The following is a 25,529-nucleotide window of genomic DNA, read 5'->3' as shown; positions in this document are numbered from 1 at the left end:
ATGAAAATTTATCAAATGTCTGATGCATTAGCGAATAAGATTGCTGCTGGGGAAGTTGTGGAAAGACCGGCTTCTGTAGTGAAAGAGCTAATAGAAAACAGCATTGATGCAAACAGCACATGGATCAAAGTAGATGTATTAGAAGCTGGACTTCAACAAATTAAAATTACTGATAATGGTGAAGGGATGTCAGAAGACGATTGTGAACGAGCTTTTTTACGTCATGCTACAAGCAAAATCAGAAATGAGTCAGATTTATTTCATGTAAACACACTTGGTTTTCGTGGAGAGGCTCTTGCTAGTATTGCATCTGTTAGTCGATTAACTGTAAAGACTTCTCAGGGAGATCAAGCAGGGACAACCCTAGAGCTAGAAGGCGGTAAATTGTTAAAGAAAACGAAAAGTGATGCAAGAAAAGGTACGGAAATCACTATTTCAGATCTGTTTTTCAATACTCCCGCTCGTCTTAAATATATGAAAACCATTCATACGGAATTAGGTCATATAACAGATCTCTTAAATCGTTTGTCTTTATCTCATCCAGATATACGTTTTGAGGCAACACATAATGGAAAATCATTGTTTCAAACGGCGGGTTCTGGTGATCTACGTCAAGTCATTTCACAGGTTTACGGCATCGGTGTAGCTAAAAAAATGATGCCAATTAAACAAGAAACATTAGACTTTTCAGTAGAAGGTTATATTGCCATGCCTGAAGTTACCAGAGCTTCCAGGTCGTATATATCTATTATAATAAATGGGCGTTATATAAAGAGCTTTCCATTAACACAAGCCATCATGAGAGCCTATCATACATTATTACCTATTGGACGATCACCAATAGTGGTTCTTTCGATTAAGATGGATCCGATCTTAGTGGATGTAAATGTACATCCAACCAAACTTGAGGTTCGGTTTAGTAAAGAAAAGGAATTATGCCTATTAGTTGAAAAAGCTATTCAGTCAAAATTCCGCGAGACAACATTAATACCTGAAATGGAACAACCGAAAATAGAAAAACAAAAGTCAGAGCAGAAAAGTTTAAACTTTGACCGCAAAATTCATAACGAAAATAATGAATGGCCGAAACAACGTATGGCGATTCATGAAGAGGTAGAAAAACAGCCTACCAATGAACGTGAAATTTTATATCATCAACAAAATGAAATATCTTACAATCCTACGGAAGAGTTAGAATCTAAGGAACGAAGTGAGGAACAAGATAATAACTCACGAGATGAAAATGCAGTAACTCGAGTACCAATCATGTACCCAATCGGCCAATTACACGGAACATATATTTTAGCTCAAAATGACGATGGATTTTATATGATTGATCAACATGCTGCACAGGAACGAATAAAATACGAATTCTTCAAACAAAAATTAGGTGAACCAATAAATGAATCACAAGAATTGTTATTACCGATGACCTTTGAGTTTTCAAAACAAGAATGTATTTTTATTGAGCATCATAAACATGAACTTGAGAAAGTAGGCTTGTTTTTCGAGAATTTCGGGAATCAATCATATGTCATTCGCTCTCATCCGAATTGGTTTCCAAAAGGTTTTGAGGAAGAGATTATACGAGAAATGATTGATCAAGTAATTCAAGAGGAAAGTATTAATATTGTCTCTATTAGAGAAGAAGTAGCCATTTTAATGTCTTGTAAAAGATCAATTAAAGCAAATCATTATTTAAATCATGATGACATGTTTCGATTACTAGAGGATTTACGTAAAACTACGGATCCATTTACTTGTCCACATGGACGTCCAATTATTGTTCATTTTTCGTCGTATGAACTAGAAAAAATGTTTAAGAGAGTTATGTGAAAAATGTATAAATCCATTGCACTTCGCAAAAACTAAAAACAAAGGTGCAAACGCCTTAACTGGCTAAAAGGTGGAGTGTCAATGGATAATCAAAAATTAATTAATTTTTTGAATCAATTATTATCAAACCATTTTGTTCTATATGTTAAACTACATCGTTATCATTGGTTTATACAGGGTAAACATTTTTTTCAGTTACATAAAACGTTTGAAGAAATGTACAACAAAATCGCAGAAGATTTAGATGAAGTAGCGGAACGAATCTTAGCAATTGATGGTAAACCATTAGCTGTTATGTCTAAATACTTAGAAGAAACAACTTTAGTTGAAGCAAATGCAGATGATAAAGAAGATGAAATTATCGACCAGTTAATGGAAGATTATAAGCAAATCATCTCTGAGATAAAAGAAATAGGAATTCCGTTAGCAAATGAAAATAATGATGAGCCATCAGCAGATATGTTGATTACATTGCAAGGGAGTTATGAGAAATACGTTTGGATGCTGACTGCATATCGGGCATACAAATAATATGTATTTAGGGGAAAACGAATGAAAAACAAAGTAGTTACAATTGTTGGCCCTACCGCAGTAGGGAAAACAAAATTAAGTATAGAAGTTGCAAAACGTTTTGACGGAGAAATTATTAGTGGCGACTCCATGCAAGTATATAAGGGCATGGATATTGGCACAGCAAAAATTACAACAAACGAAATGCAAGGAGTCCCACATCATTTAATTGATATAAAGGATCCAGGAGAGTCATATTCGGTAGCTGATTTTCAAGAATCTGTACAAAAATATATTAATGAAATAGCTAGTCGAAATAAACTACCGATTATCGTTGGCGGTAGTGGTCTTTATATTCAAGCGACATTATTTGATTACAATTTCGCTAATGATAAAAGAGACGAAACCGTTACGAAACGCTTAGAAGAAGATCTCAAGCGATATGGAAATGAAGTTATGTACAACAGACTTAGAAAAATTGATCCAACTCAAGCTGATAAAATTCATCCGAATAATTATCGTCGAGTTATTCGGGCTCTTGAAATTGTTGAAACCACAGGATTGACGATGAGTGAGTACCAAAAACAACAAGCAGAAGATTCACCGTATGACGTATTCTTAATTGGACTTGAAATGGATAGGCCAGAGTTATATGACCGCATTAATAAGCGAGTTGACCAGATGGTTTCGGATGGAATTATAGAAGAAGTACAAGATTTATACAAACAAGGATATGAAAATTGTCAATCTATGAAAGCGATTGGCTATAAAGAGTTCCTGCCATATCTTAAGGGAGAGAGTGATTTACAGCATTCGATTGAATTATTAAAGCGAAATTCAAGAAGATATGCGAAAAGACAATATACCTGGTTTAAGAATAAAATGGATGTCAATTGGTATTCCGTTAGCCCAAAAACGATTAATGAAAATTTTCGAATTATTTTAGAAGATTTAGCAGGATTCTTAAAAGATAAGTAGAAATATATTATATATAGATAGAAAAGAGGAGGATTTATGATGGCGCAATCTGTAAACATACAAGACCATTACTTAAACCAGCTGAGAAAGGACCACATTTCTGTTACTGTATTTTTAACGAATGGGTTCCAATTAAGAGGGGTTGTAAAAGCATTTGATAATTTTACCGTTCTGTTGGAAACAGAAGGTAAACAACAATTAATTTTTAAACATGCTATTTCGACATTCGCTCCTGCCAAAAATGTAAATATTGATAAAGAATAGAATGAATAAACGAACGCTTGAATAGGCGTTCGTTTTATATTGGTTCAAAGCTATCATGTGTTTCGGTTTGGATTCATATAGGCGTTTGTCACACCTTTTTAGCTTGCTACGTATAATAATGGTGACGAAGGGGTGATGACGTGGGAACACAAAAGATCCAAAACAAAAATGGCCAAATAAATATTATATTACGCGATAAAAAGCCAGTTAATATACAATCCAATAGTCAAATGAATTACTTGGAACAGGACCCATTTAAGCATATTGAAGATGAATTTTCATCTTTTGTTGGGATGAAGCGATTAAAACAAAGAGTGAAAGAAATATATGCAACAATTGTGATAAATGAAAAGAGAAAAGAACTAGGATTATCTGGTACAAAGCAAGTTCTCCACATGTTGTTTAAAGGAAATCCAGGCACTGGTAAAACGACAGTTGCTAGAAAGCTTGCGAAAATCTACTTTGATATGAATCTTCTTTCTAAGGGTCATTTTATTGAAGCTGAACGTGCTGATTTAGTAGGTGAATATATCGGGCAAACAGCGCAAAAAACTCGCGCCATCATTCAAAAAGCCCGTGGTGGGATTTTATTTATTGATGAAGCATATTCACTAGCTCGTGGCGGAGAAAAAGATTTTGGTAAGGAAGCCATTGATACGCTTGTGAAACAAATGGAAGACTACGGAAATGACTTTGTTTTAATTTTGGCGGGATATCCCTATGAAATGGAAAGATTTCTAAATTTAAATCCCGGACTCAAATCAAGGTTTCCGTTTATTTTAGATTTTGATGATTATGAAGTAGACCAATTGATGGAAATTGCTAGACAAATGGCTGGCGAACGCGAGTATCAATTGTCAAAAGAGGCGGAATGGAAGCTGCGATCTTATTTATATAAAGAGCAGCAAGAAACAACTAGGAATTTTTCCAATGCTCGTTATGTTAGAAATATGATCGAACACGCTATCCGAATGCATGCAGTACGTCTCCTATATAGAAGCCAGGTCACAGCAGACGATCTAGTTATGTTAACGGGTAGTGATTTGTCTCTTGACAATGACTAGTTGATTTTTGTGGTGTCATGTTTTCTTTGCTATGATATAAAAGAAGTATGAATAGAAGTAGATTTAATAGAAAGAGGTCATGGATGCATGCCTTTAGAAAAAATACTAATTATCGCAGTCAATAAACCTGAATATCAAGAAGAAAGATTTCAATCATCACTAGAAGAATTAATATCATTGTGTAAAACGGCGGGTGGAACGGTAAAAAAAATTGTGACACAAAATAGAGCTCGTATCCATCCTGCTTTTTATATCGGACAAGGAAAAATGGAAGAAATTAAGGAAGATATTGATGAATTAGAAATTGATTTGGTTGTCTCCAACGATGAACTTTCTTCAGGTCAACTACGTAATTTAAGTAACAACTTCGGTCTTCGTATTATTGATCGCAGTCAATTAATATTAGATATTTTCGCTGGACGTGCCAAAACAAAGGAAGGTAAACTTCAAGTGGAACTAGCCCAACTTGAATATATGTTACCTAGACTAAGAGGTCAAGGAACGGAGCTGTCACGTTTAGGTGCAGGTATTGGTACCAGGGGACCGGGAGAGACAAAATTAGAAACGGACCAACGACATATTAGGCGTAGAATATATGACATTAAACGAAGATTGAAGATGGTAGTAGGACAGCGAGAGCAATACCGAAAAAGAAGAAAAAGAAATGATGTTTTTCAAATTGCTATTGTTGGCTATACCAATGCAGGTAAATCAACGTTATTTAATCGATTAACAAATAGTAGTTCGTTAGAAGAGGACAAGTTATTTGCAACACTTGACCCTTTAACACGAAAAATACAATTACCTTCAGGTTTTCAACCGTTAATAACAGATACAGTCGGATTTATTCAAGATTTGCCAACTACTTTAATTGCAGCTTTTCGTTCTACTTTAGAAGAGGTAAGAGAAGCAGATTTTATATTACACGTTGTAGATGGATCACACCCTGAAATGGAACGGCATCAAGACACTGTCCACCAGTTATTAGCTGAACTAGATTCTCATACAATACCGATGGTAACCATATATAATAAGAGAGATTTAATCAAGGATGATGTTATTCCAATGAATCGACCATACATGGTAATGAGTGCGTTAGAGCATGAAGAAATCCAAAGATTTATCTCCTATTTAGAAGAAGTATTAAAAGAACAATGGGACAAGTATATATTTTATTTGAATCCAGACGAAGGCAAATTGTTGAATCGTTTAGAGCATGAAACTATTATCGAGAAAAAGCAATTTGATGAAGATAAAAATAAATATTATGTTCAAGGATATATTCCTAACGAACATCCGTTGAAAAGCATATTGAAGGGGTAATCAAAAAGAAATGATAGATAAGATAGCAGAACAAGCAGAAATGGATTGTACGAAACAGCATAAAAAGATTCAAGCAACAGTGGAAATAAATCAAAAACGAGTATTAGAAGCATTTACAAAAAACAAAGTAAGTGATAGTCATTTTAATTCTACTAGTGGTTACGGTTATGATGATGCGGGGAGAGATACTCTGGAAGCGGTATATGCAGATGTATTTGGTGGAGAATCAGCATTAGTACGTCCGCAGTTAGTATCTGGAACCCATGCAATAAGTACTGCTTTATATGGTGTGTTAAGACCTGGTGATGAATTATTATATATTACCGGAAAGCCATATGATACATTAGAAGGTGTTATAGGGAAGACAGGTGACAATAACACTGGTTCTTTACAGGATTTTGACATTACATATAATGAAGTATCCTTACAATCAGATGGTTCGATCGATTACCCAGGTATTCAGCAAGCAATAAATTCGAAGACTAAAGTAATCGCAATACAACGTTCGAAAGGGTATGATGACAGACCATCATTTCCAATTCAGGACATTAAACAAATGATAGACTTTGTCAAAAATATAAATCGAGAGCTTATTGTATTTGTTGATAATTGCTACGGGGAATTCGTTGAAGAAAAAGAACCACTACATGTTGGTGCAGATCTTATTGCTGGATCTTTAATTAAAAATCCAGGGGGTGGAATTGTACGAGCTGGTGGATATATTGTAGGTAGAAATGACCTGATTGACCTTTGTGCATATCGTTTAACCGCACCTGGTTTAGGGAAAGAAATAGGAGCAACTTTTCATATGCTACAGGAAATGTATCAAGGTTTTTTCTTAGCTCCTCATATTGTTGGAGAAGCATTAAAAGGGGCTGTATTTTCGTCTCGATTTTTAGAATTACTAGGTTTTGTAACATCTCCAAACTACCAAGTGGAAAGAACTGACCTTATTCAATCGGTTACCTTTCAAACTGCAGACCAAATGATTAAGTTCTGTCAAGCGATCCAACAAAACTCACCCGTGAATTCCTATGTTACACCATACCCAAGTGAAATGCCTGGTTATGATGATAAAGTCATTATGGCTGCCGGTACGTTTATTCAAGGTTCTAGTATTGAACTTTCCGCAGACGGACCAATTAGGGAGCCTTACATTGCTTTTGTTCAGGGTGGCCTTACTTATGCACATGTTAAAATAGCCTTGAAAGAAGCGTGTAAGCGTATTTTGTCAGATAGGTAGAAGCACAAAGGCAGAAGAGGAAAAAGGGTCTCTTTTGCTTTTTTCTTCTTTATGTTAGGTTTCCTAACATTTGTTTGACACATTACATAACATGTAATATAATAATTTTAACAAAGAAGGAGTGTCACCGAAATGGATGATAAAGATCGCCGTTCGATGCCCCTATTTGGAATTGGTATCGTTATGAAACTTACTGAACTAACCGCGAGACAAATCCGATATTATGAGGAGCATGACTTAATTCATCCGGACAGAACTTCCGGGAATCAGCGTTTGTTTTCATTTAACGATGTTGATCGATTATTGGAGATTAAAAATTACTTAGATAAAGGCCTCAATCTTGCAGGTATTAAATTGTTATTAACTGGTGAACACGATGTAAAAGAAGCAAGTAAACCACAAAAGCCAGAGAAACCGACCATGACAGATAAAGAGTTACGAAAGATACTTAGAAATGAAATTTCTGAGGCTGGTCGATTCGGTAAGGCAAGTCTTCGACAAGGGGAATTATCTAGATTTTTTGTGAAACATTAATTTCATGATCTAGAAAAATGAGCGTAAACGTTTATTTTTCTAAATATATAAATAAATTAATTATTTACAGGAGGAGAATCATGGGTTATTCAAAAAAAGAAGTTTTAAAAAGAATTGAAGAAGAAAATGTGAAGTTTATTCGTTTACAGTTTACAGACATGCTAGGAACAATCAAAAATGTGGAAATTCCATTAAGCCAATTGGATAAAGCATTAGATAACAAAATGATGTTTGATGGTTCATCTATTGAAGGATTTGTACGCATCGAAGAATCTGATATGTATTTATATCCAGATATTGACACATTTGTAGTATTTCCATGGACATCAGAAAAGGGGAGAGTTGCTCGTTTTATTTGTGACATTTATAATCCTGATGGAACACCTTTTGAAGGTTGCCCACGTTACAACTTAAAACGCAACCTACAGAAAATGGAAGCGTTAGGTTTTGATGCATTTAATATCGGTACTGAGCCAGAGTTTTTCTTATTTAAGCTTGATGAAAAAGGCGAACCATCATTAGAATTAAATGACCATGGTGGATATTTCGATTTAGCTCCTACTGATCTAGGAGAAAATTGCCGTAGAGATATTGTTCTTGAATTAGAGGAAATGGGCTTTGAAATTGAAGCTTCTCACCATGAAGTAGCTCCTGGACAACATGAAATTGATTTTAAATATTCTGATGCTGTTAAACATGCAGACGATATTCAAACATTTAAATTGGTAGTTAAAACGATTGCTAGAAAACACAATTTACACGCAACATTTATGCCTAAACCATTATTTGGAGTAAACGGTTCGGGAATGCACGTAAATATGTCTTTATTCAAAGGCAAAGATAATGCTTTCTATGATACTAGTGGAGATATGGAACTAAGTGATACAGCATATCAGTTTATTGCTGGTATTATTAAGCATGCTACTAATTTTACAGCTGTTACGAATCCGACAGTGAACTCTTATAAAAGATTAGTTCCTGGTTACGAAGCTCCTTGTTATGTTGCTTGGTCAGGATCCAATAGAAGTCCATTAATGCGTATACCAAATTCTAGAGGATTAAGTACACGTGTGGAAGTTCGTAGTGTTGATCCATCAGCCAATCCATATATGGCATTATCTGTACTGTTAGCTGCAGGTCTAGATGGAGTTGAGAATAAACTAACACCACCTTCTGCTGTCGATCGCAACATTTACGTGATGAATAAAGCTGAGCGTGAAGAAAACGGTGTAAAGGATTTACCAGCTACATTAATGGATGCTCTTGTTGAACTACAAAAGGATGAAATTATCATTAATGCACTTGGGGAACATCTTTTCGAGCACTATATTGAAGCGAAAGAGATTGAATGGGATATGTTTAGAACAACTGTTCATCCATGGGAGAGAGAACAGTATTTAACTCAATACTAGAATTACAATATCTTTGATATCGTATAAACAGTTTTACTTCAAAGTTACAAGCATACATTTGTAAGCACCAAACGCATGGGATTCCACATTCGGAAAATCTCATGCGTTATTTTAATAGAATTAAGAACCTGGCTATATTTAGAAAATCTCTTACATTCACATATATAGAATATTTATCTTCCTGAGATTGTAATGTTATCGTGAATATAGATGAGAAATACTGTGTGACTACCATATTTTTTGTATATTTTGATAAAATTATGTTAGAGGTATATACAGAAAATGTGAAGAAATGTACATAAATTAACTTGACGAGTTTGTTGCATTCTTATTGACTATCAAAATAATTAATTAGAATAGGGGGATGAATTTTATGACAACACCAAAACACATTGTTTCAGCAGCCACAATTGTGATAAACAATAAAAATGAAATTTTATTAATAAAAGGACCACGAAGGGGATGGGAAATGCCGGGTGGACAAGTCGAAGAAGGAGAATCCTTGAAGGAAGCCGCAATTCGAGAAACGAAAGAAGAATCAGGTATAGATATTGAGGTTACCAAGTTTTGTGGAATCTTTCAAAATGTAGAGCGTTCTATCTGCAATACTTTATTTTTGGGTAAAGCAATAGGAGGAGAGCCAACTACTAGTTCGGAAAGTTTAGAAGTAGGATTTTTCCCGATAAAGAAAGCATTGGAAATGGTAACTTTAAAGAACTTTAGACAGAGAATTGAATATTGTTTAGACGATAATACTCATCCATTTTATATTGAATTTTAATTAACATGTGGAGCGTTAAATAGTGATCATAGAAGTTTTTGCTTTGAGTTTTAGGAAGTCCTCTAGAATTAATGTACTCGTTTATATTAAGTACATTTTTCTGAATTATTTTCCTAATCAGGCCACTTTATCTCGACAGGCATATTGGCAAAACGAATATTCTTTCTTGTGTTAAGCACCCCGTTATCAAAAAGAAGGATAATTTAATGTTCACGTTGAATTATATATTAAATAATCAAGAGCAGTTAAAATAAAAAACTAAAGGAGTATTTTAATGAATAATATTTTTGAGATCACGTATACAGATGAAATATTAAATCGTATCGAAAACTTAAACGCAAATTCACAACCAAAATGGGGAAAAATGGATGTCGCTCAAATGTTAGCTCATTGCTCATCTTTCCAAGATATCGCAATGGGATATTCTTTACCCTCGAGAGGTTGGTTAGGGTTATTAGTAGGTAGATTTGCAAAACCCATTTTTTATAATGACAAACCTTTAGCCCACAATATGTCTACTATTCCAACCATTTTAATCACAAGTAAAAAAGATTTTGAAATAGAAAAAGAAAAACTAAAACAAAAAATTATAACATTTCAAAAGAATGGACCAGAGGCATGTACAGATCATCCACATCCTTTTTTCGGAAAACTTACTTCCGAACAATGGGGAAAAGGAATCTACAAGCATCTTGACCACCATTTAAAACAATTTGGTGTTTAGAATTTAACAATTCCTATTTTTATTTTAATAAAAGCCTTTTATAGAAACAAATAATGAAAATATAAAAACAATAACAAGTACCACCCATATACTTTTCGTTTATTTTTAAACTCTTCTAAACCCATTACCAACATTGTTAAACCTAAGAAGAACATCATATAATGCTGAAATACAAAATTACTCGTAATAAGTCCATGAACCGCAATTAGCAAAGTTATTATTGAAAAAATATAACGAAATATTTTCAGCAAAAAAAAACTCCTTTTTAATTGAGTAATCCTGTGCTTTGAAATTGATTCACCTGATCTAAATAGCATTAACTAGGGAAATCAGCCTGCCATCGTTCGTGGCAAAGTAGATAAGGGAAGAGAGGTGTAGTATAATATACGTTGTGACATATGGCTAAAGAAGCAAAGCCTTCAGGTCGCGTGAAAAGTGAAACTACTCGTATCTATGCTCACATGAGCGGAAGTCTCGGAATAGATTTTTGTAGTAAACACAAGATATTCTTCGTTGATCCTTCTAAACTATTGTACCTGATAGTACATTAAGATTATTTATGTTAACATTTATTTTTCCATTTCACATACGTGTAAATCAATTGCACAATGAGAGAAACAGAAAGTAGCACACTTATAATAATAGTTATCTGAATAGGTGTATCTGCCATTAATATTATTATAATTACTAGAATGCTAATGGGTATCATCCATAGGGTTCTAAAAAACTTTCCTCTATAATTTAACCTCCAATAAATCAAACTAGTATCACGACCATTTTTCAATGGAGTTACCTCCTTATTATTTTTTACGTATTATTGTACTTTTCTCAACGACAAATTAGCTCTTTTACAATCCTGCCAGTTAACGGAACAAGAGCATTCCGTTTCTCTTTATATTTTAACATAATTTACCTATTCCTTATATTTGTTTTTTTAACGCTTCAAATAACACCATAAATACGAAGTGACAATAATTGTCATACTTTTTATTATTGTATAACTTGTTAATCCGATGGCGAAATCAAGGAGAAGTTTTACAATTTTACAGTCAATATCCAATGACAATTCTATTGTTTTTCCAAGTTATCTGAACTACAAATTGACCTTCTTTTTTTAATAGATTTTTAAGAACGATATTGATTATTGACCTAATGGAAGGCATTGTCAAAAAATGCAACATGAAACCGCTAAAAGTGAGTTTACTTTTATATTTACTTTTATTCAATATTTAAATAAAGTAAAATAAATTTTAGAATATTATGTTAGTATTGAAGTGTTAAGCTATTAGGCAACATACTTCAATAAAAAAGTAGATGCATTCAGCAATCTAGAAGAAATTAAATAGAATCTAAATGGTATAGTAATTTAAATGAGGAGGAGTATTATGACAAAAACAAATCAAAATATCGTTCCACATTTGTGGTATGACAAGGAGGCGAAAGAGGCTGCAGAGTTTTATGTTTCCATATTTCCGGACTCAAATATTACAAATGTAACAACACTCCACGACACACCATCTGGTGACTCTCAATTAGTTTCTTTTGAATTGTGGGGTCAGAAGTTCATGGCGATCAGCGCAGGGCCATTTTTCACATTTAATCCGTCAGTGTCATTCATGGTTAATTTTGACCCATCGCGAGAAAAGGACGCGAGTGAAAAAATAAATGAGGTTTGGAACAAATTGTCCGAAGGTGGAACAGTGTTGATGCCACTTGATAAGTATCCGTTTAGTGAAAAGTATGGCTGGATTCAAGATAAATATGGTTTGTCGTGGCAGTTAATCCTTACCAATCCAGAAGGTGAAGAGCGTCCGACAATATTGCCCTCACTAATGTTTGTTAATGAAAAATGTGGTAAAACAGAAGAGGCGATTAATTTTTATTTATCCGTTTTTAAGAACCCAAAGCAGGGGCTTATTGCCCGCTACCCTAAAGGTATGGAACCTGACAAAGAAGGAACAATCATGTTTTCTGATTTCATGCTTGAGAATCAGTGGTTTGCCGCAATGGACAGCGCAAGAGATCATAAATTCAGTTTCAACGAGGCAACCTCATTTATGGTATATTGTAATACACAAGAAGAGATTGATTACTACTGGGATAAGCTGTCAGAGGTTCCTGAGTCCGAGCAATGTGGCTGGCTAAAAGATAAGTATGGAGTGTCCTGGCAAATTGTACCCAGAGAAATGGACGAGATGATGAGTAATAGCACTCCGGAACAAATTGCTCGTGTTAATAAGGCAACTCTTAAAATGAAGAAACTTAATCTTGCGGAATTGCAGAAAGCATACAAGGGATAATGAAAATTATGCCCACTTCTTAGTTGCATGGAAGATCAAGTAAGTCGAGTTAATAATATAAGAGTTAAGGGTAGTGTAAGTTGTTATTCCATTGATTATAGAGATCCTTATATTAAAATGTTGTGCTCTTTAAGTCTAGCAACTCTGAGCAAAAGGGATACTCTTTAAAAAATAAGGTGCTTGTCTTTTTATCTAACGGATGTTTAGTTGAACAAACAATTGTAATAAAACAAGGCTTAGAGATGAAAATTCTCTAAGCCTTGTTTTCTGTGATTCATAATATGAATAGTATTGTGAATCCTGTGAAATGCTCTGTAATTTTGAATGTGATTTAGTCCATAGCACCTAACAAGTAAAACCATTAGAAATCGGGTTTTGTTCTCACATATAATTAATGAATATTTCGATATAAACCAATCACTTTTCCTAGTATAGATACGTTAGAATAGATCAATGGCTCCATTGTTGCATTCTCAGGCTGTAAACGAATATGATCTTTTTCTTTGAAGAAACGTTTTACAGTTGCTTCGTTTTCTTCTGTCATTGCAACTACAATATCTCCGTTTTGTGCAGTACTCTGTTGTTTAACGATTACCATATCTCCATCAAGGATTCCTGCTTCAATCATACTTTCACCATCAATAACAAGAACAAATAAGTTATCATCTGGTCCTGCACTAGAACTAGGAAGTGGAATAAACTCTTCTATGTTTTCTACTGCTGTAATAGGCAAACCTGCTGTTACCTTACCAATTACTGGAGCATATCGTGCTTCTTCTCTAGGTATATTACTTTCTTCTGATAAATCTAGTACCTCTATAGCTCTAGGTTTGGTTGGATCCCTACGGATAAATCCCTTACTTTCTAAACGCGATAGATGTCCATGCACAGTAGAACTGGATGCCAATCCTACAGCTTCGGCTATTTCACGAACTGATGGTGGATAACCTTTTTTATTAACTTCATTTTTTATGTATTCTAATATAGCTTGTTGTCTTTTTGATATTTTTGTCATCTATTAATCACCTCGCACATATGATTTATTAATGATAGTTTACCATTCTGTTATTAAAAAAGCAAACGTTCGTTCGAAAAACCGTTGACAAGATCATATGTTCTATATATAATGATTGTAGAACAAAGGTTCCTATATTTAAAGAAAGGTGATGGTAATATGTTTGAAAAAGTTACAAAAACAGATATATTTTACATCGTTGCTTTTATATTTACGCTTGGTTTTTTATACGTATCATTAATTACTGCATAGTAGGAGTTTGAGACATTGAATGCCATAATATATTGCCGTGTAAGCACGGATAAACAAACACAGGAATCTTCATTGAAACGGCAAAAAGCAGAATTACTTCACTTGGCTGATCGAAATAATTTAAATGTAATAACATGTATCGAGGAAAGAGCAAGTGGATATGAAATAGAGCGAGAAGGTGTTTTTGAATTACTTGATTATTTTTCTTCTGATCAAGCAAATTGTCTCCTTATCCAAGATGAAACTAGATTAGGGAGAGGAAACACTAAGATTGCTCTATTTCATCAATTACACAAATTAAACATTACTATTTATACACATATTCATGATGGGGAATTAGAAATATCTGAATCTGATTCTATGGTCCTTCAGATTGTAAGTATTGTAGAAGAGTATCAGCGAAAAATCCATAATGCCAAAATAAAACGTGGAATGCAAAAAGCTGTTCGCGATGGATATAATCCCACCTTGAATTTAACAAATAAAAACAAAGCGCCCGGCAGGGAAAGGAAAACGTTTCCGATGGAAGAAATAGTTCGATTACGTAATAAAAACCTTACGTTTGAGGAGATTTCAAAAACACTTAACGGTTTGGGATATAATATATCAAAAGCAACTGTACATAGAAGGTATAAAGAATATCAAATGCTTGATTCTGACCAATAAGAGAGGTAACATAAAAAAAGCTAGGACATTAATTGTTCTTGCTTTTTTCGTGTAAACTGAAACATGAATGAGACGGATTGGGAAACTATAAAAATATCCTATTATCATATGTAATATAAAGGAGGTTCTCTTATGTTAACCAAAGAGAAGCTAGAAAGAATAAATGCACTTTCAAAAAAATCAAAGAGTGAAGGATTAACGGAAGATGAAAAACAAGAACAAAAAAAATTACGAGAGGAATATTTAAAAAATGTACGGAAGTCATTTAAAAATCAATTTAAATCGATGACTGTTGTTGATCAGGAAGGTAATGATGTTACTCCTCAGAAAGTAAAAGACCTACAAGAAAGAAATAAGAAACATTAACTAGGTTAGCTTTCATTTTTTGATATGTTATGTAACTATTTAAGAATATTCTGCAATCCTTGTTATTGCTTGTTATGAAAACTATTTCATTATAAGATAAGAAAAGAAATATATCCTTCTAAATTGAAAGGGGAACAGACGATGTCGAACAATGTAGAACATTTATCCGTTAATACAATTAGAACACTATCAATTGATGCAATTGAAAATGCCAACTCAGGTCACCCAGGCTTACCAATGGGAGCTGCTCCAATGGCTTACACCCTTTGGACTGATTTTATGAATCATAATCCAAAAAACTCCAAATGGTTTAACAGAGATCGGTTTGTATTATCAGCAGGACATGGATCTATGCTATTGTACTCGTTATTGCATCTATCTGGTTATGACGTTTCAATGGATGATCTGAAAAATTTCCGGAAATGGGATTCAAAAACACCTGGTCATCCGGAAGTCCATCACACAGATGGAGTGGAAGCAACTACAGGTCCACTTGGTCAAGGAATCGCAATGTCAGTTGGTATGGCCATGGCAGAGGAACATCTTGCTTCAAAGTATAACAAGGATGACATATCTATAATCGATCATCATACATATGCGTTAGTCAGTGATGGAGATTTAATGGAGGGAATATCTCATGAAGCAGCTTCATTGGCAGGTCATTTACGACTTGGAAAGTTAATTGCACTTTATGATTCGAACGATATTTCATTAGATGGAGAATTAAATCGCTCCTTTTCTGAAAATATAGAGGACCGTTTTAAATCATATGGCTGGCAAGTAATACGAGTAGAAGATGGAAACGACTTTGACGCATTACGAAAAGCAATAAAAGAAGCGAAAGAAAATACAGAACAGCCAACCCTGATTGAGGTTAAAACAGTAATTGGATATGGGTCACCTAATAAATCCGCTTCAGCTGCATCACACGGTGCACCACTAGGTAAGGATGAGGTTTCTTTAACAAAAGAATTCTACCAATGGCCACATAAAGAATTTCATGTACCAGATGAAGTTTATGCTGATTTTAATGAAAAGATCGTAAAAGATGGTGCTGATAAAGAAGAAAGCTGGAATCAATTATTCAACACATATAAGGAAAAATACCCTTCTGAAGCTAGTGAGCTAGAGTTAGCAATGAAAGGGGAACTTCCGCAAGATTGGGATAAGGATTTACCAGTATATGAAGCAGGAGAAGATAGCTTAGCAACTAGAGCATCCTCTGGTGAAGTTTTAAATGGAATCGCTAAATCTGTTCCATACTTCTTCGGTGGAAGTGCTGACTTAGCCGGATCTAATAAAACAACTATAAAAAATGAAGAAGATTTCAGTCGTAATAATTATGCTGGAAGAAATATTTGGTTCGGTGTACGTGAACACGCAATGGGGGCTGCATTAAATGGAATGGCTTTACACGGTGGTTTAAAAGTGTATGGTGGAACATTCTTTGTATTTAGTGATTACGTACGACCGGCTATTCGATTGTCTGCGATTATGAATACTCCTGTAACATATGTATTCACTCATGACTCTATTGCTGTTGGTGAAGATGGACCAACCCATGAACCGATTGAACAATTAGCGGCTTTAAGAGCCATGCCAAATCTTTCTCTAATTCGTCCAGCAGATGGCAATGAGACACAGGCAGCATGGCGTTTAGCCGTAGAATCAACAAATAAACCAACTATATTGGTATTAACAAGACAAAACCTTCCTACATTACCAGGCACGAAAGAAAATGCTTATGATGGTGTGAAAAAAGGTGCTTATGTTGTTAGTAAAGCATCTAAAGATACACCTGACGCACTATTGATTGCCACAGGCTCAGAAGTACAGCTAGCAGTTGAAGCTCAAGCAACTTTAAAAGATAAAGGTGTAGAAGTTAGCGTTGTAAGTATGCCATCGTGGGATCGTTTTAATGAACAGGATAACGCTTATAAAGAAGCGGTACTACCAAGTAACGTGAAGAACCGTGTCGCTATCGAAATGGGTTCTACGCTCGGATGGGAACGATATACAGGTGACAATGGTATTGTAATGGGAATCGATCGATTTGGGGCATCTGCTAACGGTAATAAAGTTATTGAAGAATACGGTTTTACTGTTGATAATGTCGTTCAGAACGTTTTAAATTTAGTTAAATAATGTAACTAGAAGATGGTCTTGTATAAGGCCATCTTTTTTGATATATCCGACAAAACTAGTGGATATTTTCGACGTATTCTGACATTGTTTTATTATTTCAATATGTATAATAGAACGTAATAGAGGAGGGGTAGTCTTGAAAGAGTATTCAATTTACTGGATTAAAGAGGAATTTGCTGCTCATTTTTTTTATAAGAGTGATATATTATATCGGTTTATAAAATCCTATCTACTACATGAGACTAGAGAGGATCTTTCACTTCAATTTGAATATATTACGAATAACTTTCCTAATGCTTCTATTATTTCACACATAAAAAAACATGTACCGAACAACATTTCCTATCAAATTAATGGTAACGATATAAAAATAAAAGATGATTCACAATATATTACTTTACATATTTATGAAAAACATATAAAATTTCGATGTGAATCACTTCAAGGTGCAGAAAAGCTATTATTTCCCGTATTACGATTAATTTATCCATTTCTATTTATAGTAGACGAAGAAGGTAGTAACTTTGGTTGGATATCACCCGTAACTACGAGTATGATGCATCATGATCGACAAGTATTGTATTCTTATCACTAATTTACTATACTGTATAAGAGACAACACGAAGGAGGAAAACGAAGAATGGACACGATTTGGGTCGTATTAATTGCAATAGGTGCGTTAATTGCAGGTGTTGCTCTTGGATTTTTCATCGCTAGAAAATATATGATGAACTACTTAAAAAAGAATCCACCAATTAATGAGCAAATGCTTCGTACGTTAATGATGCAAATGGGTCAAAAACCATCACAAAAGAAAATCAATCAAATGATGCGTGCAATGAATAATCAAACAGGTAAATAAGCTATTTATTCCGTTCATATATTAACCATTGCACGAAACCCCGTACTACGAAGTATGGGGTTTTTACATTATATCTAGTTATAGCAAGTTTCAGTTATTTGTCAAATTCAATGGTAATATTATATAAATTCGTCTGATACAATAGATGCAACGATTCAAAGGAGGTTCATTCATTGTCTGAAATTAATGTTTTTCTAGCATTTGGAGCAGGGTTTTTGTCCTTTATTTCTCCATGTGTATTACCACTTTTTCCAGCCTTTCTGTCTTACATAACTGGCATGAGTGTAAATGAAATAAAAGAAGATAATAAAATGGTAAATAAAAAGAGCTTGTTACATACAATTTTCTTTCTATTAGGTTTTTCTAGTGTATTTATTATGATCGGATTTACAACTTCATTTATTTCTGAATTTCTAATCACATATCAAGATATAATAAGACAAATCGGAGCCATAGTCATCATATTTTTCGGTCTAGTGATTGTTGGGATCTTCAATTTCCAATTTCTAATGAAAGATAAAAAAATCACTTTTAAAAACAGACCTACAGGATTCATCGGTTCATTTCTAATTGGGATGGCGTTTTCGATGGGGTGGACACCTTGTACCGGCCCCATTTTAGCAATTGTTCTATCTTTAGCAGCTACAGACCCACAATCAGGAATGCTAATGATGATCAGTTATGTCTTAGGATTTTCCATACCATTTCTCCTTCTTTCTATCTTTATTGGAAAATTATCGTGGATAAAACGAAACAGTTTTCGTTTAGTGAAAATCGGTGGATATATTATGATTTTTATGGGAATTGCCTTGTTTTTTGATTGGATGACAAAATTAACATCATTTCTAGCAGGTTGGTTTGGCTTTTACGGTTTTTAATTTGGTGAAGCGACTATTTACACATTGATGGATTTTATCCGTCATTTATATTATCATAAGAATGACATACATATATTACGAAGGAGAGCGCTTTATGTACAAAGCAAATGATTTAATTTTACGTACAACGACTTCTCTAATTGCGTTCATATTATTAGGTTTTGCAATATACTTATTGCTTGCTGGACATAATGCACCCGGGGGCGGATTTATTGGGGGCTTGGTGACTGCAGCTGCAATCATCTTAATGTATATGGCGTATGGTATAAAACTGGTTGATAACTATATACCAATAAACTATCGAACATTAGCGTTAATTGGATTATTAATCGCTGTTTTATCTGGAATTGGTTCATTTTTATTTAACGAACCATTTTTGTCACATACATACGATTATTTCCAATTTCCTATCTTTGGAGAAGTGGAGTTAGCAACAGCAATGTTATTTGATGTAGGTGTTTATTTTACAGTAGTAGGAGTGACAGTAACCATCATCTTGAATATAGCAAATGATCAATAGAGTAAACAAAAACTATTCATTGGGGGAAGTAATAGATGGCGAGAATTCTAATTGTTGATGATGCTAAATTTATGCGCGTTACTTTATCGAACATTTTAAAAAATGATAACCATGAAATTGTTGGCGAAGCAGAAAACGGACTGGAAGCAGTACAATTATATAAACAATTACAGCCAGATTTAGTAACAATGGATATTACGATGCCAGTTATGAATGGAATTGATGCCATAAAAGAAATTATGGATGAAAATAAGGAAGCTCAAGTTTTAGTATGTTCTGCAATGGGGCAGCAGAAGGTCGTCGTTGAGGCGATAGAAAGTGGTGCAAAGGATTTTATAGTGAAACCTTTCGATGAAAATCGAGTATTGGAAACGGTTAACCGACTTCTACATAAAAGTCAAGGTCTAAATACAAATTAAAAGATCTTTTTTGGGAAATGAGAAAGAGTGGGATAATATGTTTTGGGTTGTCGCAAGCACGGTCATAGCTGTTTTTATGGCTATAACCATGATGTTTATACGATTAAAAGCCTCTAAGAAACCAGCATCCATAAAGAAAATAATATTACCCCCCATTTTCATGAGTACTGGTGCACTAATGTTTCTATTTCCAGAATTTCAAGTGAAATGGATACAAGTATTAGAAGCAATTTCTGTAGGAATAATATTTTCTATTTTTTTAATAAAAACTTCTAAATTTCAGATACAAAATCGTGACATCTATTTGGTTCCATCTAAGTCTTTCGTAATTATATTATTTAGCTTGCTAGTGGTTCGAATAGTAGCTAAGTTAATAATTGGTGGGTCTATTTCCTTTGGCGAGACAAGTGGAATGTTCTTTTTACTTGCTTTTGGAATGATTATTTCATGGAGAATCGCCATGTTATATAAGTTTATACAACTCGAAAAACAATTAAAGGAATCTTCCACATAACAAAGGAAGCGACTTACAACGTCGCTTCCTTTACCTTTTATAATTATCTTGCCAATTATCGTTATAATTTTCTTTTGACATGTTAAAAAATGGTTCATATGGAGTGAGATCGATATTTTTCTGCTTTAATTTTTTCCTTAAAAACTTGTGATCTCTTTTTGGAGTAGCGATAATATACCCTTCAATGATAATGTCCTCAGAAATTATATCCATTTCTTTCTGTAGAGCAACCTCGCCAATTTTACTTGCAATTTTTTGTCTCGCAACATCTCTGAATAACTCAGGTACTGGTGAAACTAATTCCTCTAAAAACAGCTTCTCTTTTTCTCCCCACATATGTTTTGTCTGATCAACATAATATCTTTCCCAATCCATTAAGGACTTTCCATCTTCTTTTGGCAGTTGTTTTAAAAATTTACGAAACATAAAAAAACCGCCTATAGCCATTAACCCTAGCAACAGAAAACCCCAAAAAACAATAAAATAATCCCCAATTACTGACATATTTTCACCTTATTCTCATACTAATCTAATAAAACATTTATTTTTTCTTATTTTTATAGTAACATTACTTATAATTAGCTACTATTATTTCGTTCACATTTCATAAATAGGTATGCTAATATAATTATAATTGGATTGGATAACATAAACAAGCTTCATATTATTATTTGTAGATACATAATATTATATATAAGTTATATGTAGGTATTTGTAGAATAAGGGGGGTGAAAGTGGTGGAGAATACATCGAATAAAATGGATAATGTCAATGAACCATCTACTAGTAATTCTAAAACGGTAGAAAGCCATGATTTTCCAAATTATTTCGCGAGTTTATCATCACTACCCAATTCTATGCAACAATGGATTGAAAATAAAATTAATGATATGATGGTCATTTGGGATAATGGTGGAAAAGGAATCTATTTTTCGAAATCAATAGAGAAAGTACTTGGATATAAGATTTCAGATTTATATGGTTCCTCGTGGAGAGATATGATTTCACCTGAAGATGCACCGTATATTGAAGAGTATTTTGTTAAGCAGGAAAATGCAGAAAAAGTATTAAATTTACATATCCGGACCTTTGATGGACGATATATATGGTGTGAATGTACCATTGAAAAAATAAAAGATGAAATCAATGACCAAATATATTTTTTAGCCGCAGTGAGGGATATATCGGATAAAAAAGATATTGAGGAAATGATGATACGGTCAGAAAAGATGTCCATCGCTGGCCAACTCGCTGCAGGTGTTGCACATGAAATCCGCAACCCATTGACATCGATAAAAGGATTCCTGCAATTATTACAGGCAGGAGTAAATAGGAAAGATGTATATTACAAAATTATGATCGATGAAATAGAAAAAATGGAAAAAATTACTTCTGAATTATTATTTATATCGAAACCACTCACCGATCAAAAAAAAGAAGAAGCAGTTAGTCAAATGATCGAAGATGTCGTTAAGTTGCTCAAATCGCAAGCTAAAATTAAAAATATAAGTATTAATTATCATAAGGAAGATGAACTATATGTATATTGCGATCGCTCCCAAATAAAGCAAGTTCTTTTAAATTTGATAAAAAATGCAATCGAAGCAATGGAGGATTCCGGAGAAATAAATGTTTCTGTTCTTTTAATCGATTCGTACGTCCAGATTGATATTAGAGATGAAGGGCCTGGCATTCCTGAAGAAGTCATACATAAACTAGGAGAGCCTTTTTTCACTACGAAACAAAGTGGTACTGGATTAGGCATCATGATAACAAAGCAAATTTTAGAACGTCATGATGCTACGTTAGAGATCTTACAAAACGAAGAAAAAGGTAGTACATTCCGAATTCGGTTTCCTGCTATTACTTAATTTGTTTATGTTTTAATAGAATCTACCCTATATAAGAAAAAATTATCATTACAAATAAGTTTTTACTATACAAAAACCAGCATGAAACATTTGTTTTATGCTGGTTTTTGATTTAAGATAGGAAATGTAGAAATTATACAGCTTATTAGTTTCAAGGTTTCATAGACAAGAGATTATTAGGTTTTCAAATAATAATCTTTTTTTATGACATTTTACCTTCAAGAAACTACAGGAAAGGGGTTACTCAAATGGTAGAAAGTAAATTATTTAATGCGAAAAAGCAGTTTGAGTTAAATGGAAAAACGTATAACTACTATCAATTAAAAGCTTTAGAAGAAGCAGGATTAGGAAAGGTTTCACGCTTGCCATTTTCCGTTCGCGTATTATTAGAATCTTTAGTACGTCAATATGATGGCCGTGTAATCAATGATGATCATGTAAAAGGATTAACGAATTGGGGAACAAAGGATGGAGCAGGTGTTGATGTTCCATTTAAACCGTCACGTGTTATCTTACAGGATTTCACGGGTGTACCAGCTGTAGTAGATTTAGCATCTCTACGTAAAGCAATGGTAGACATGGGTGGAGAACCTGATAAAATCAACCCTGAAGTACCAGTAGACTTGGTGATTGACCACTCTGTACAAGTTGACCAATATGGAACGGCAAATGCACTAAAAGCGAATATGGATTTAGAGTTTGAGCGAAATGCTGAACGTTATCAATTTTTAAACTGGGCGCAAAAAGCATTTGAAAACTATCGCGCCGTACCACCTGCAACAGGTATTGTTCACCAAGTTAACTTGGAGTACATTGCTAATGTAGTACATGCATTAGAAAATGATAATGGAGAATTTGATGCATTCCCAGATACACTAGTTGGTACTGACTCACATACTACTATGATCAATGGTTTAGGTGTACTTGGTTGGGGTGTTGGTGGAATCGAAGCGGAAGCTGGAATGTTAGGACAACCATCTTATTTCCCAGCACCAGAAGTTATTGGTGTTAAATTCACTGGCAGCTTCCCACAAGGAACAACAGCTACTGATTTAGCATTAAAAGTAACACAAGTATTACGCGAGAAAAATGTAGTAGGTAAATTTGTTGAGTACTTTGGTCCTGGGCTTCAAGATATGCCATTAGCAGACCGCGCAACTATATCTAACATGGCTCCAGAATATGGTGCAACATGTGGATTCTTCCCGGTTGATGCAGAAGCACTTAACTATCTACGTTTAACTGGTCGTAGTGAAGAACAAATTGACCTTGTTGAAAAATATTGCAAAGAGAATGATTTATGGTATTCTCCTGATCAAAAAGATCCAGAGTATACGACAGTTGTTGAAATTAACCTTTCAGAATTGGAACCAAATCTTTCTGGACCGAAACGTCCACAAGATTTAATTTCTCTTTCAAACATGAAAAAAGAATTTAACAAAGCTATTACAGCACCATCAGGTAACCAAGGATTTGGATTAGAGAGATCAGAATTTGATAAAGAAGCAACTGTAGAATTAGCAAATGGAAATACAACAACAATGAAGACTGGTGCAGTTGCCATTGCAGCAATTACTTCTTGTACGAATACATCTAACCCTTACGTAATGCTAGGTGCCGGATTATTAGCTAAAAAAGCAGTTGAAAAAGGTCTTCAAGTACCAGAATATGTTAAGACATCATTAGCTCCAGGTTCGAAGGTAGTTACTCGTTACCTAGAAGATTCAGGTTTAATGACATACCTTGATCAACTAGGATTTAACTTAGTTGGTTACGGTTGTACGACATGTATTGGTAACTCTGGTCCACTGCTTCCAGAAATCGAAAAAGCAATTTCTGATAGTGATCTAACAGTATCTTCAGTTTTATCTGGTAACCGTAACTTTGAAGGACGTATTCATCCATTAGTGAAAGCAAACTACTTAGCTTCACCACCTTTAGTAGTTGCATATGCATTAGCTGGAACAGTTGATGTAGATCTAACCAAAGAAGCACTTGGTACGGATGCTGATGGAGAACCAATTTACCTAGATGACATTTGGCCATCTATGGAAGAGATTAAATCTGAGGTACAAAACGTAGTGAACCCAGAGATCTTCCGTAAAGAATACGAAAATGTATTTCAATCAAATGAAAAATGGAACGAGATTGACACAACAGATGAGCCATTATTTGAATGGGATCATGATTCAACTTATATTCAAAATCCACCATTCTTTGAAGGATTATCAAAAGAAGCAGGTACGGTAAATCCATTAAATAACCTAAGAGCTATCGGTAAGTTTGGTGACTCTGTCACTACGGACCATATCTCTCCAGCAGGAGCAATTGCTAAAGATATGCCAGCAGGTAAACACTTACAAGAAAAAGGTGTATCACCTAGAAACTTTAACTCTTATGGTTCACGTCGTGGTAACCACGAAATTATGATGCGAGGAACATTTGCAAATATTCGTATTCGTAACTTGCTAGCTCCTGGTACAGAAGGTGGTTATACTACTTACTGGCCAACAGAAGAAATCATGCCTATCTATGATGCAGCAATGAAATATCAAGAAGATGGTACAGGTCTTATTGTTATGGCTGGTAAAGATTATGGTATGGGATCATCTCGTGACTGGGCAGCAAAAGGAACTAACCTTTTAGGTATTAAGACAGTTATTGCAGAAAGCTTTGAGCGTATTCACCGTTCAAATCTAGTAATGATGGGTGTCCTTCCATTGCAGTTTGAAAAAGGTCAAAGCGCAGAAAAACTAGGTCTAACTGGCAAAGAAACATTTAGTATCGAAATCGACGAAAATGTGAAACCACATGATCTTGTAAAAGTAACTGCAGTGAATGAAGAAGGAAAAACAACGGAATTTAACGTAGTTGCACGTTTCGATAGTGAAGTGGAAATTGATTATTATCGTCACGGTGGCATTTTACAAATGGTATTACGTAATAAAATGAAAGCATAAGTTTTTGTAAAGCCTCACAATAGTGAGGCTTTTTTTTATTTCGTGAAAGATATTTGAACAATTGATGAATAGCTTTACGTGGTTGGAATTCA

The 25,529-nt window shown here is 34.3% G+C and carries 26 protein-coding genes; 23 read left to right on the top strand and 3 right to left on the bottom strand.

Annotation, left to right across the window (positions count from 1 at the left end; translation table 11 throughout):
- The 11 genes from mutL (at position 1) to ACFSTA_RS13905 (ending at position 10,669) form a co-directional block, all read left to right on the top strand.
- The gene (gene mutL / locus ACFSTA_RS13955) at positions 1-1,836 is read left to right on the top strand and encodes a DNA mismatch repair endonuclease MutL (protein WP_377557349.1); all 1,836 of its coding nucleotides are present in this window, start codon (positions 1-3) and stop codon (positions 1,834-1,836) included.
- Positions 1,837-1,917: 81 nt separating this feature from the next.
- Positions 1,918-2,367, top strand: a complete 450-nt coding sequence (locus tag ACFSTA_RS13950) for a Dps family protein (protein ID WP_377557348.1) — start codon at positions 1,918-1,920, stop codon at positions 2,365-2,367.
- 21 nt (positions 2,368-2,388) lie between these two features.
- Positions 2,389-3,324, top strand: coding sequence for a tRNA (adenosine(37)-N6)-dimethylallyltransferase MiaA (gene miaA, locus ACFSTA_RS13945; protein WP_377557347.1), 936 nt, complete (start codon positions 2,389-2,391; stop codon positions 3,322-3,324).
- Positions 3,325-3,363: 39 nt separating this feature from the next.
- On the top strand, positions 3,364-3,588 hold the full coding sequence (gene hfq, locus ACFSTA_RS13940; RefSeq protein WP_377557346.1) for an RNA chaperone Hfq: 225 nt from the start codon (positions 3,364-3,366) through the stop codon (positions 3,586-3,588).
- Between the two features lie 140 nt (positions 3,589-3,728).
- Entirely contained in the window at positions 3,729-4,652 is a 924-nt protein-coding gene (gene spoVK, locus ACFSTA_RS13935) for a stage V sporulation protein K (RefSeq protein ID WP_377557345.1), read from the top strand.
- 87 nt (positions 4,653-4,739) lie between these two features.
- Positions 4,740-5,975 carry a GTPase HflX gene (gene hflX, locus ACFSTA_RS13930; protein WP_377557344.1) on the top strand — a complete coding sequence of 412 codons (1,236 nt, stop codon included), beginning with the start codon at positions 4,740-4,742 and terminating at the stop codon, positions 5,973-5,975.
- Between the two features lie 10 nt (positions 5,976-5,985).
- A complete protein-coding gene (locus ACFSTA_RS13925) occupies positions 5,986-7,218 on the top strand; it encodes a methionine gamma-lyase family protein (protein WP_377557343.1) in 1,233 nt (410 codons plus the stop codon).
- Positions 7,219-7,350: 132 nt separating this feature from the next.
- Positions 7,351-7,752, top strand: a complete 402-nt coding sequence (locus ACFSTA_RS13920) for a MerR family transcriptional regulator (protein WP_377557342.1) — start codon at positions 7,351-7,353, stop codon at positions 7,750-7,752.
- A gap of 80 nt (positions 7,753-7,832) precedes the next feature.
- Positions 7,833-9,164: a type I glutamate--ammonia ligase gene (glnA, locus tag ACFSTA_RS13915; protein WP_377557341.1), complete on the top strand. Its 1,332-nt coding sequence runs from the start codon at positions 7,833-7,835 to the stop codon at positions 9,162-9,164.
- A gap of 373 nt (positions 9,165-9,537) precedes the next feature.
- The gene (locus tag ACFSTA_RS13910; protein ID WP_377557340.1) at positions 9,538-9,945 is read left to right on the top strand and encodes an NUDIX hydrolase; all 408 of its coding nucleotides are present in this window, start codon (positions 9,538-9,540) and stop codon (positions 9,943-9,945) included.
- Positions 9,946-10,219: 274 nt separating this feature from the next.
- Entirely contained in the window at positions 10,220-10,669 is a 450-nt protein-coding gene (locus ACFSTA_RS13905) for a DUF1569 domain-containing protein (RefSeq protein WP_377557339.1), read from the top strand.
- Positions 10,670-10,707: 38 nt separating this feature from the next.
- On the opposite strand, the gene ACFSTA_RS13900 is transcribed toward ACFSTA_RS13905, so the two are convergent.
- Positions 10,708-10,920 carry a DUF3953 domain-containing protein gene (locus ACFSTA_RS13900; protein WP_377557338.1) on the bottom strand — a complete coding sequence of 71 codons (213 nt, stop codon included), beginning with the start codon at positions 10,918-10,920 and terminating at the stop codon, positions 10,708-10,710.
- 1,134 nt (positions 10,921-12,054) lie between these two features.
- On the opposite strand from ACFSTA_RS13900, the gene ACFSTA_RS13895 reads away from it, so the two are divergent.
- Positions 12,055-12,969, top strand: coding sequence for a VOC family protein (locus ACFSTA_RS13895; RefSeq protein WP_377557337.1), 915 nt, complete (start codon positions 12,055-12,057; stop codon positions 12,967-12,969).
- A 391-nt stretch (positions 12,970-13,360) separates the two neighbouring features.
- Here the strand turns inward: ACFSTA_RS13895 and lexA are convergent, their stop codons facing one another.
- Positions 13,361-13,984, bottom strand: a complete 624-nt coding sequence (gene lexA, locus ACFSTA_RS13890; RefSeq protein ID WP_377557336.1) for a transcriptional repressor LexA — start codon at positions 13,982-13,984, stop codon at positions 13,361-13,363.
- Between the two features lie 267 nt (positions 13,985-14,251).
- Between lexA and ACFSTA_RS13885 the strand changes: the two genes are divergently transcribed.
- The 9 genes from ACFSTA_RS13885 (at position 14,252) to ACFSTA_RS13845 (ending at position 20,606) form a co-directional block, all read left to right on the top strand.
- The gene (locus ACFSTA_RS13885) at positions 14,252-14,902 is read left to right on the top strand and encodes a YneB family resolvase-like protein (protein WP_377557335.1); all 651 of its coding nucleotides are present in this window, start codon (positions 14,252-14,254) and stop codon (positions 14,900-14,902) included.
- A gap of 132 nt (positions 14,903-15,034) precedes the next feature.
- Positions 15,035-15,268 carry a DUF896 domain-containing protein gene (locus tag ACFSTA_RS13880; RefSeq protein ID WP_377557334.1) on the top strand — a complete coding sequence of 78 codons (234 nt, stop codon included), beginning with the start codon at positions 15,035-15,037 and terminating at the stop codon, positions 15,266-15,268.
- A 141-nt stretch (positions 15,269-15,409) separates the two neighbouring features.
- Positions 15,410-17,413, top strand: coding sequence for a transketolase (tkt, locus tag ACFSTA_RS13875; RefSeq protein ID WP_377557333.1), 2,004 nt, complete (start codon positions 15,410-15,412; stop codon positions 17,411-17,413).
- A gap of 136 nt (positions 17,414-17,549) precedes the next feature.
- The gene (gene sirA, locus ACFSTA_RS13870) at positions 17,550-18,008 is read left to right on the top strand and encodes a sporulation inhibitor of replication protein SirA (protein ID WP_377557332.1); all 459 of its coding nucleotides are present in this window, start codon (positions 17,550-17,552) and stop codon (positions 18,006-18,008) included.
- A 45-nt stretch (positions 18,009-18,053) separates the two neighbouring features.
- Complete coding sequence (locus ACFSTA_RS13865) at positions 18,054-18,275, top strand: YneF family protein (protein ID WP_377557331.1); 222 nt, start codon at positions 18,054-18,056, stop codon at positions 18,273-18,275.
- A gap of 173 nt (positions 18,276-18,448) precedes the next feature.
- Positions 18,449-19,153, top strand: a complete 705-nt coding sequence (locus tag ACFSTA_RS13860; protein WP_377557330.1) for a cytochrome c biogenesis CcdA family protein — start codon at positions 18,449-18,451, stop codon at positions 19,151-19,153.
- A 94-nt stretch (positions 19,154-19,247) separates the two neighbouring features.
- Complete coding sequence (locus ACFSTA_RS13855) at positions 19,248-19,673, top strand: Na(+)/H(+) antiporter subunit B (protein WP_377557329.1); 426 nt, start codon at positions 19,248-19,250, stop codon at positions 19,671-19,673.
- 35 nt (positions 19,674-19,708) lie between these two features.
- Positions 19,709-20,092, top strand: a complete 384-nt coding sequence (locus ACFSTA_RS13850) for a response regulator (RefSeq protein WP_377557328.1) — start codon at positions 19,709-19,711, stop codon at positions 20,090-20,092.
- A gap of 37 nt (positions 20,093-20,129) precedes the next feature.
- A complete protein-coding gene (locus tag ACFSTA_RS13845; protein WP_377557327.1) occupies positions 20,130-20,606 on the top strand; it encodes a CcdC family protein in 477 nt (158 codons plus the stop codon).
- Positions 20,607-20,636: 30 nt separating this feature from the next.
- Here the strand turns inward: ACFSTA_RS13845 and ACFSTA_RS13840 are convergent, their stop codons facing one another.
- Positions 20,637-21,110 carry a DUF2621 family protein gene (locus ACFSTA_RS13840; RefSeq protein WP_377557326.1) on the bottom strand — a complete coding sequence of 158 codons (474 nt, stop codon included), beginning with the start codon at positions 21,108-21,110 and terminating at the stop codon, positions 20,637-20,639.
- Between the two features lie 230 nt (positions 21,111-21,340).
- Here ACFSTA_RS13840 and ACFSTA_RS13835 point away from each other — a divergent pair, with 230 nt between their 5' ends.
- Entirely contained in the window at positions 21,341-22,477 is a 1,137-nt protein-coding gene (locus ACFSTA_RS13835) for an ATP-binding protein (RefSeq protein ID WP_377557325.1), read from the top strand.
- Positions 22,478-22,725: 248 nt separating this feature from the next.
- Complete coding sequence (gene acnA, locus ACFSTA_RS13830; protein WP_377557324.1) at positions 22,726-25,437, top strand: aconitate hydratase AcnA; 2,712 nt, start codon at positions 22,726-22,728, stop codon at positions 25,435-25,437.
- The last annotated feature ends 92 nt before the right edge of the window (positions 25,438-25,529 follow it).

This window comes from Ornithinibacillus salinisoli (assembly GCF_042684965.1).
Classification (GTDB): Bacteria; Bacillota; Bacilli; order Bacillales; family Amphibacillaceae; genus Ornithinibacillus; species Ornithinibacillus salinisoli.
The sequence above is the reverse complement of the archived record's forward strand: the minus strand, read 5'-3'. Positions and strand labels throughout refer to the sequence as shown.

Bases quoted from the DNA above. Each gene is read 5' to 3' on its own strand.
- ACFSTA_RS13910 (WP_377557340.1), top strand. From the start codon at position 9,538: ATGACAACACCAAAACACATTGTTTCAGCAGCCACAATTGTGATAAAC.
- miaA (WP_377557347.1), top strand. From the start codon at position 2,389: ATGAAAAACAAAGTAGTTACAATTGTTGGCCCTACCGCAGTAGGGAAA.
- ACFSTA_RS13840 (WP_377557326.1), bottom strand. From the start codon at position 21,110: ATGTCAGTAATTGGGGATTATTTTATTGTTTTTTGGGGTTTTCTGTTG.
- ACFSTA_RS13855 (WP_377557329.1), top strand. From the start codon at position 19,248: ATGTACAAAGCAAATGATTTAATTTTACGTACAACGACTTCTCTAATT.
- ACFSTA_RS13905 (WP_377557339.1), top strand. From the start codon at position 10,220: ATGAATAATATTTTTGAGATCACGTATACAGATGAAATATTAAATCGT.
- ACFSTA_RS13880 (WP_377557334.1), top strand. From the start codon at position 15,035: ATGTTAACCAAAGAGAAGCTAGAAAGAATAAATGCACTTTCAAAAAAA.
- lexA (WP_377557336.1), bottom strand. From the start codon at position 13,984: ATGACAAAAATATCAAAAAGACAACAAGCTATATTAGAATACATAAAA.
- glnA (WP_377557341.1), top strand. From the start codon at position 7,833: ATGGGTTATTCAAAAAAAGAAGTTTTAAAAAGAATTGAAGAAGAAAAT.
- ACFSTA_RS13895 (WP_377557337.1), top strand. From the start codon at position 12,055: ATGACAAAAACAAATCAAAATATCGTTCCACATTTGTGGTATGACAAG.
- ACFSTA_RS13845 (WP_377557327.1), top strand. From the start codon at position 20,130: ATGTTTTGGGTTGTCGCAAGCACGGTCATAGCTGTTTTTATGGCTATA.
- ACFSTA_RS13925 (WP_377557343.1), top strand. From the start codon at position 5,986: ATGATAGATAAGATAGCAGAACAAGCAGAAATGGATTGTACGAAACAG.
- ACFSTA_RS13865 (WP_377557331.1), top strand. From the start codon at position 18,054: ATGGACACGATTTGGGTCGTATTAATTGCAATAGGTGCGTTAATTGCA.
- ACFSTA_RS13950 (WP_377557348.1), top strand. From the start codon at position 1,918: ATGGATAATCAAAAATTAATTAATTTTTTGAATCAATTATTATCAAAC.
- hfq (WP_377557346.1), top strand. From the start codon at position 3,364: ATGGCGCAATCTGTAAACATACAAGACCATTACTTAAACCAGCTGAGA.
- hflX (WP_377557344.1), top strand. From the start codon at position 4,740: ATGCCTTTAGAAAAAATACTAATTATCGCAGTCAATAAACCTGAATAT.
- mutL (WP_377557349.1), top strand. From the start codon at position 1: ATGAAAATTTATCAAATGTCTGATGCATTAGCGAATAAGATTGCTGCT.
- ACFSTA_RS13920 (WP_377557342.1), top strand. From the start codon at position 7,351: ATGGATGATAAAGATCGCCGTTCGATGCCCCTATTTGGAATTGGTATC.
- acnA (WP_377557324.1), top strand. From the start codon at position 22,726: ATGGTAGAAAGTAAATTATTTAATGCGAAAAAGCAGTTTGAGTTAAAT.
- ACFSTA_RS13850 (WP_377557328.1), top strand. From the start codon at position 19,709: ATGGCGAGAATTCTAATTGTTGATGATGCTAAATTTATGCGCGTTACT.
- tkt (WP_377557333.1), top strand. From the start codon at position 15,410: ATGTCGAACAATGTAGAACATTTATCCGTTAATACAATTAGAACACTA.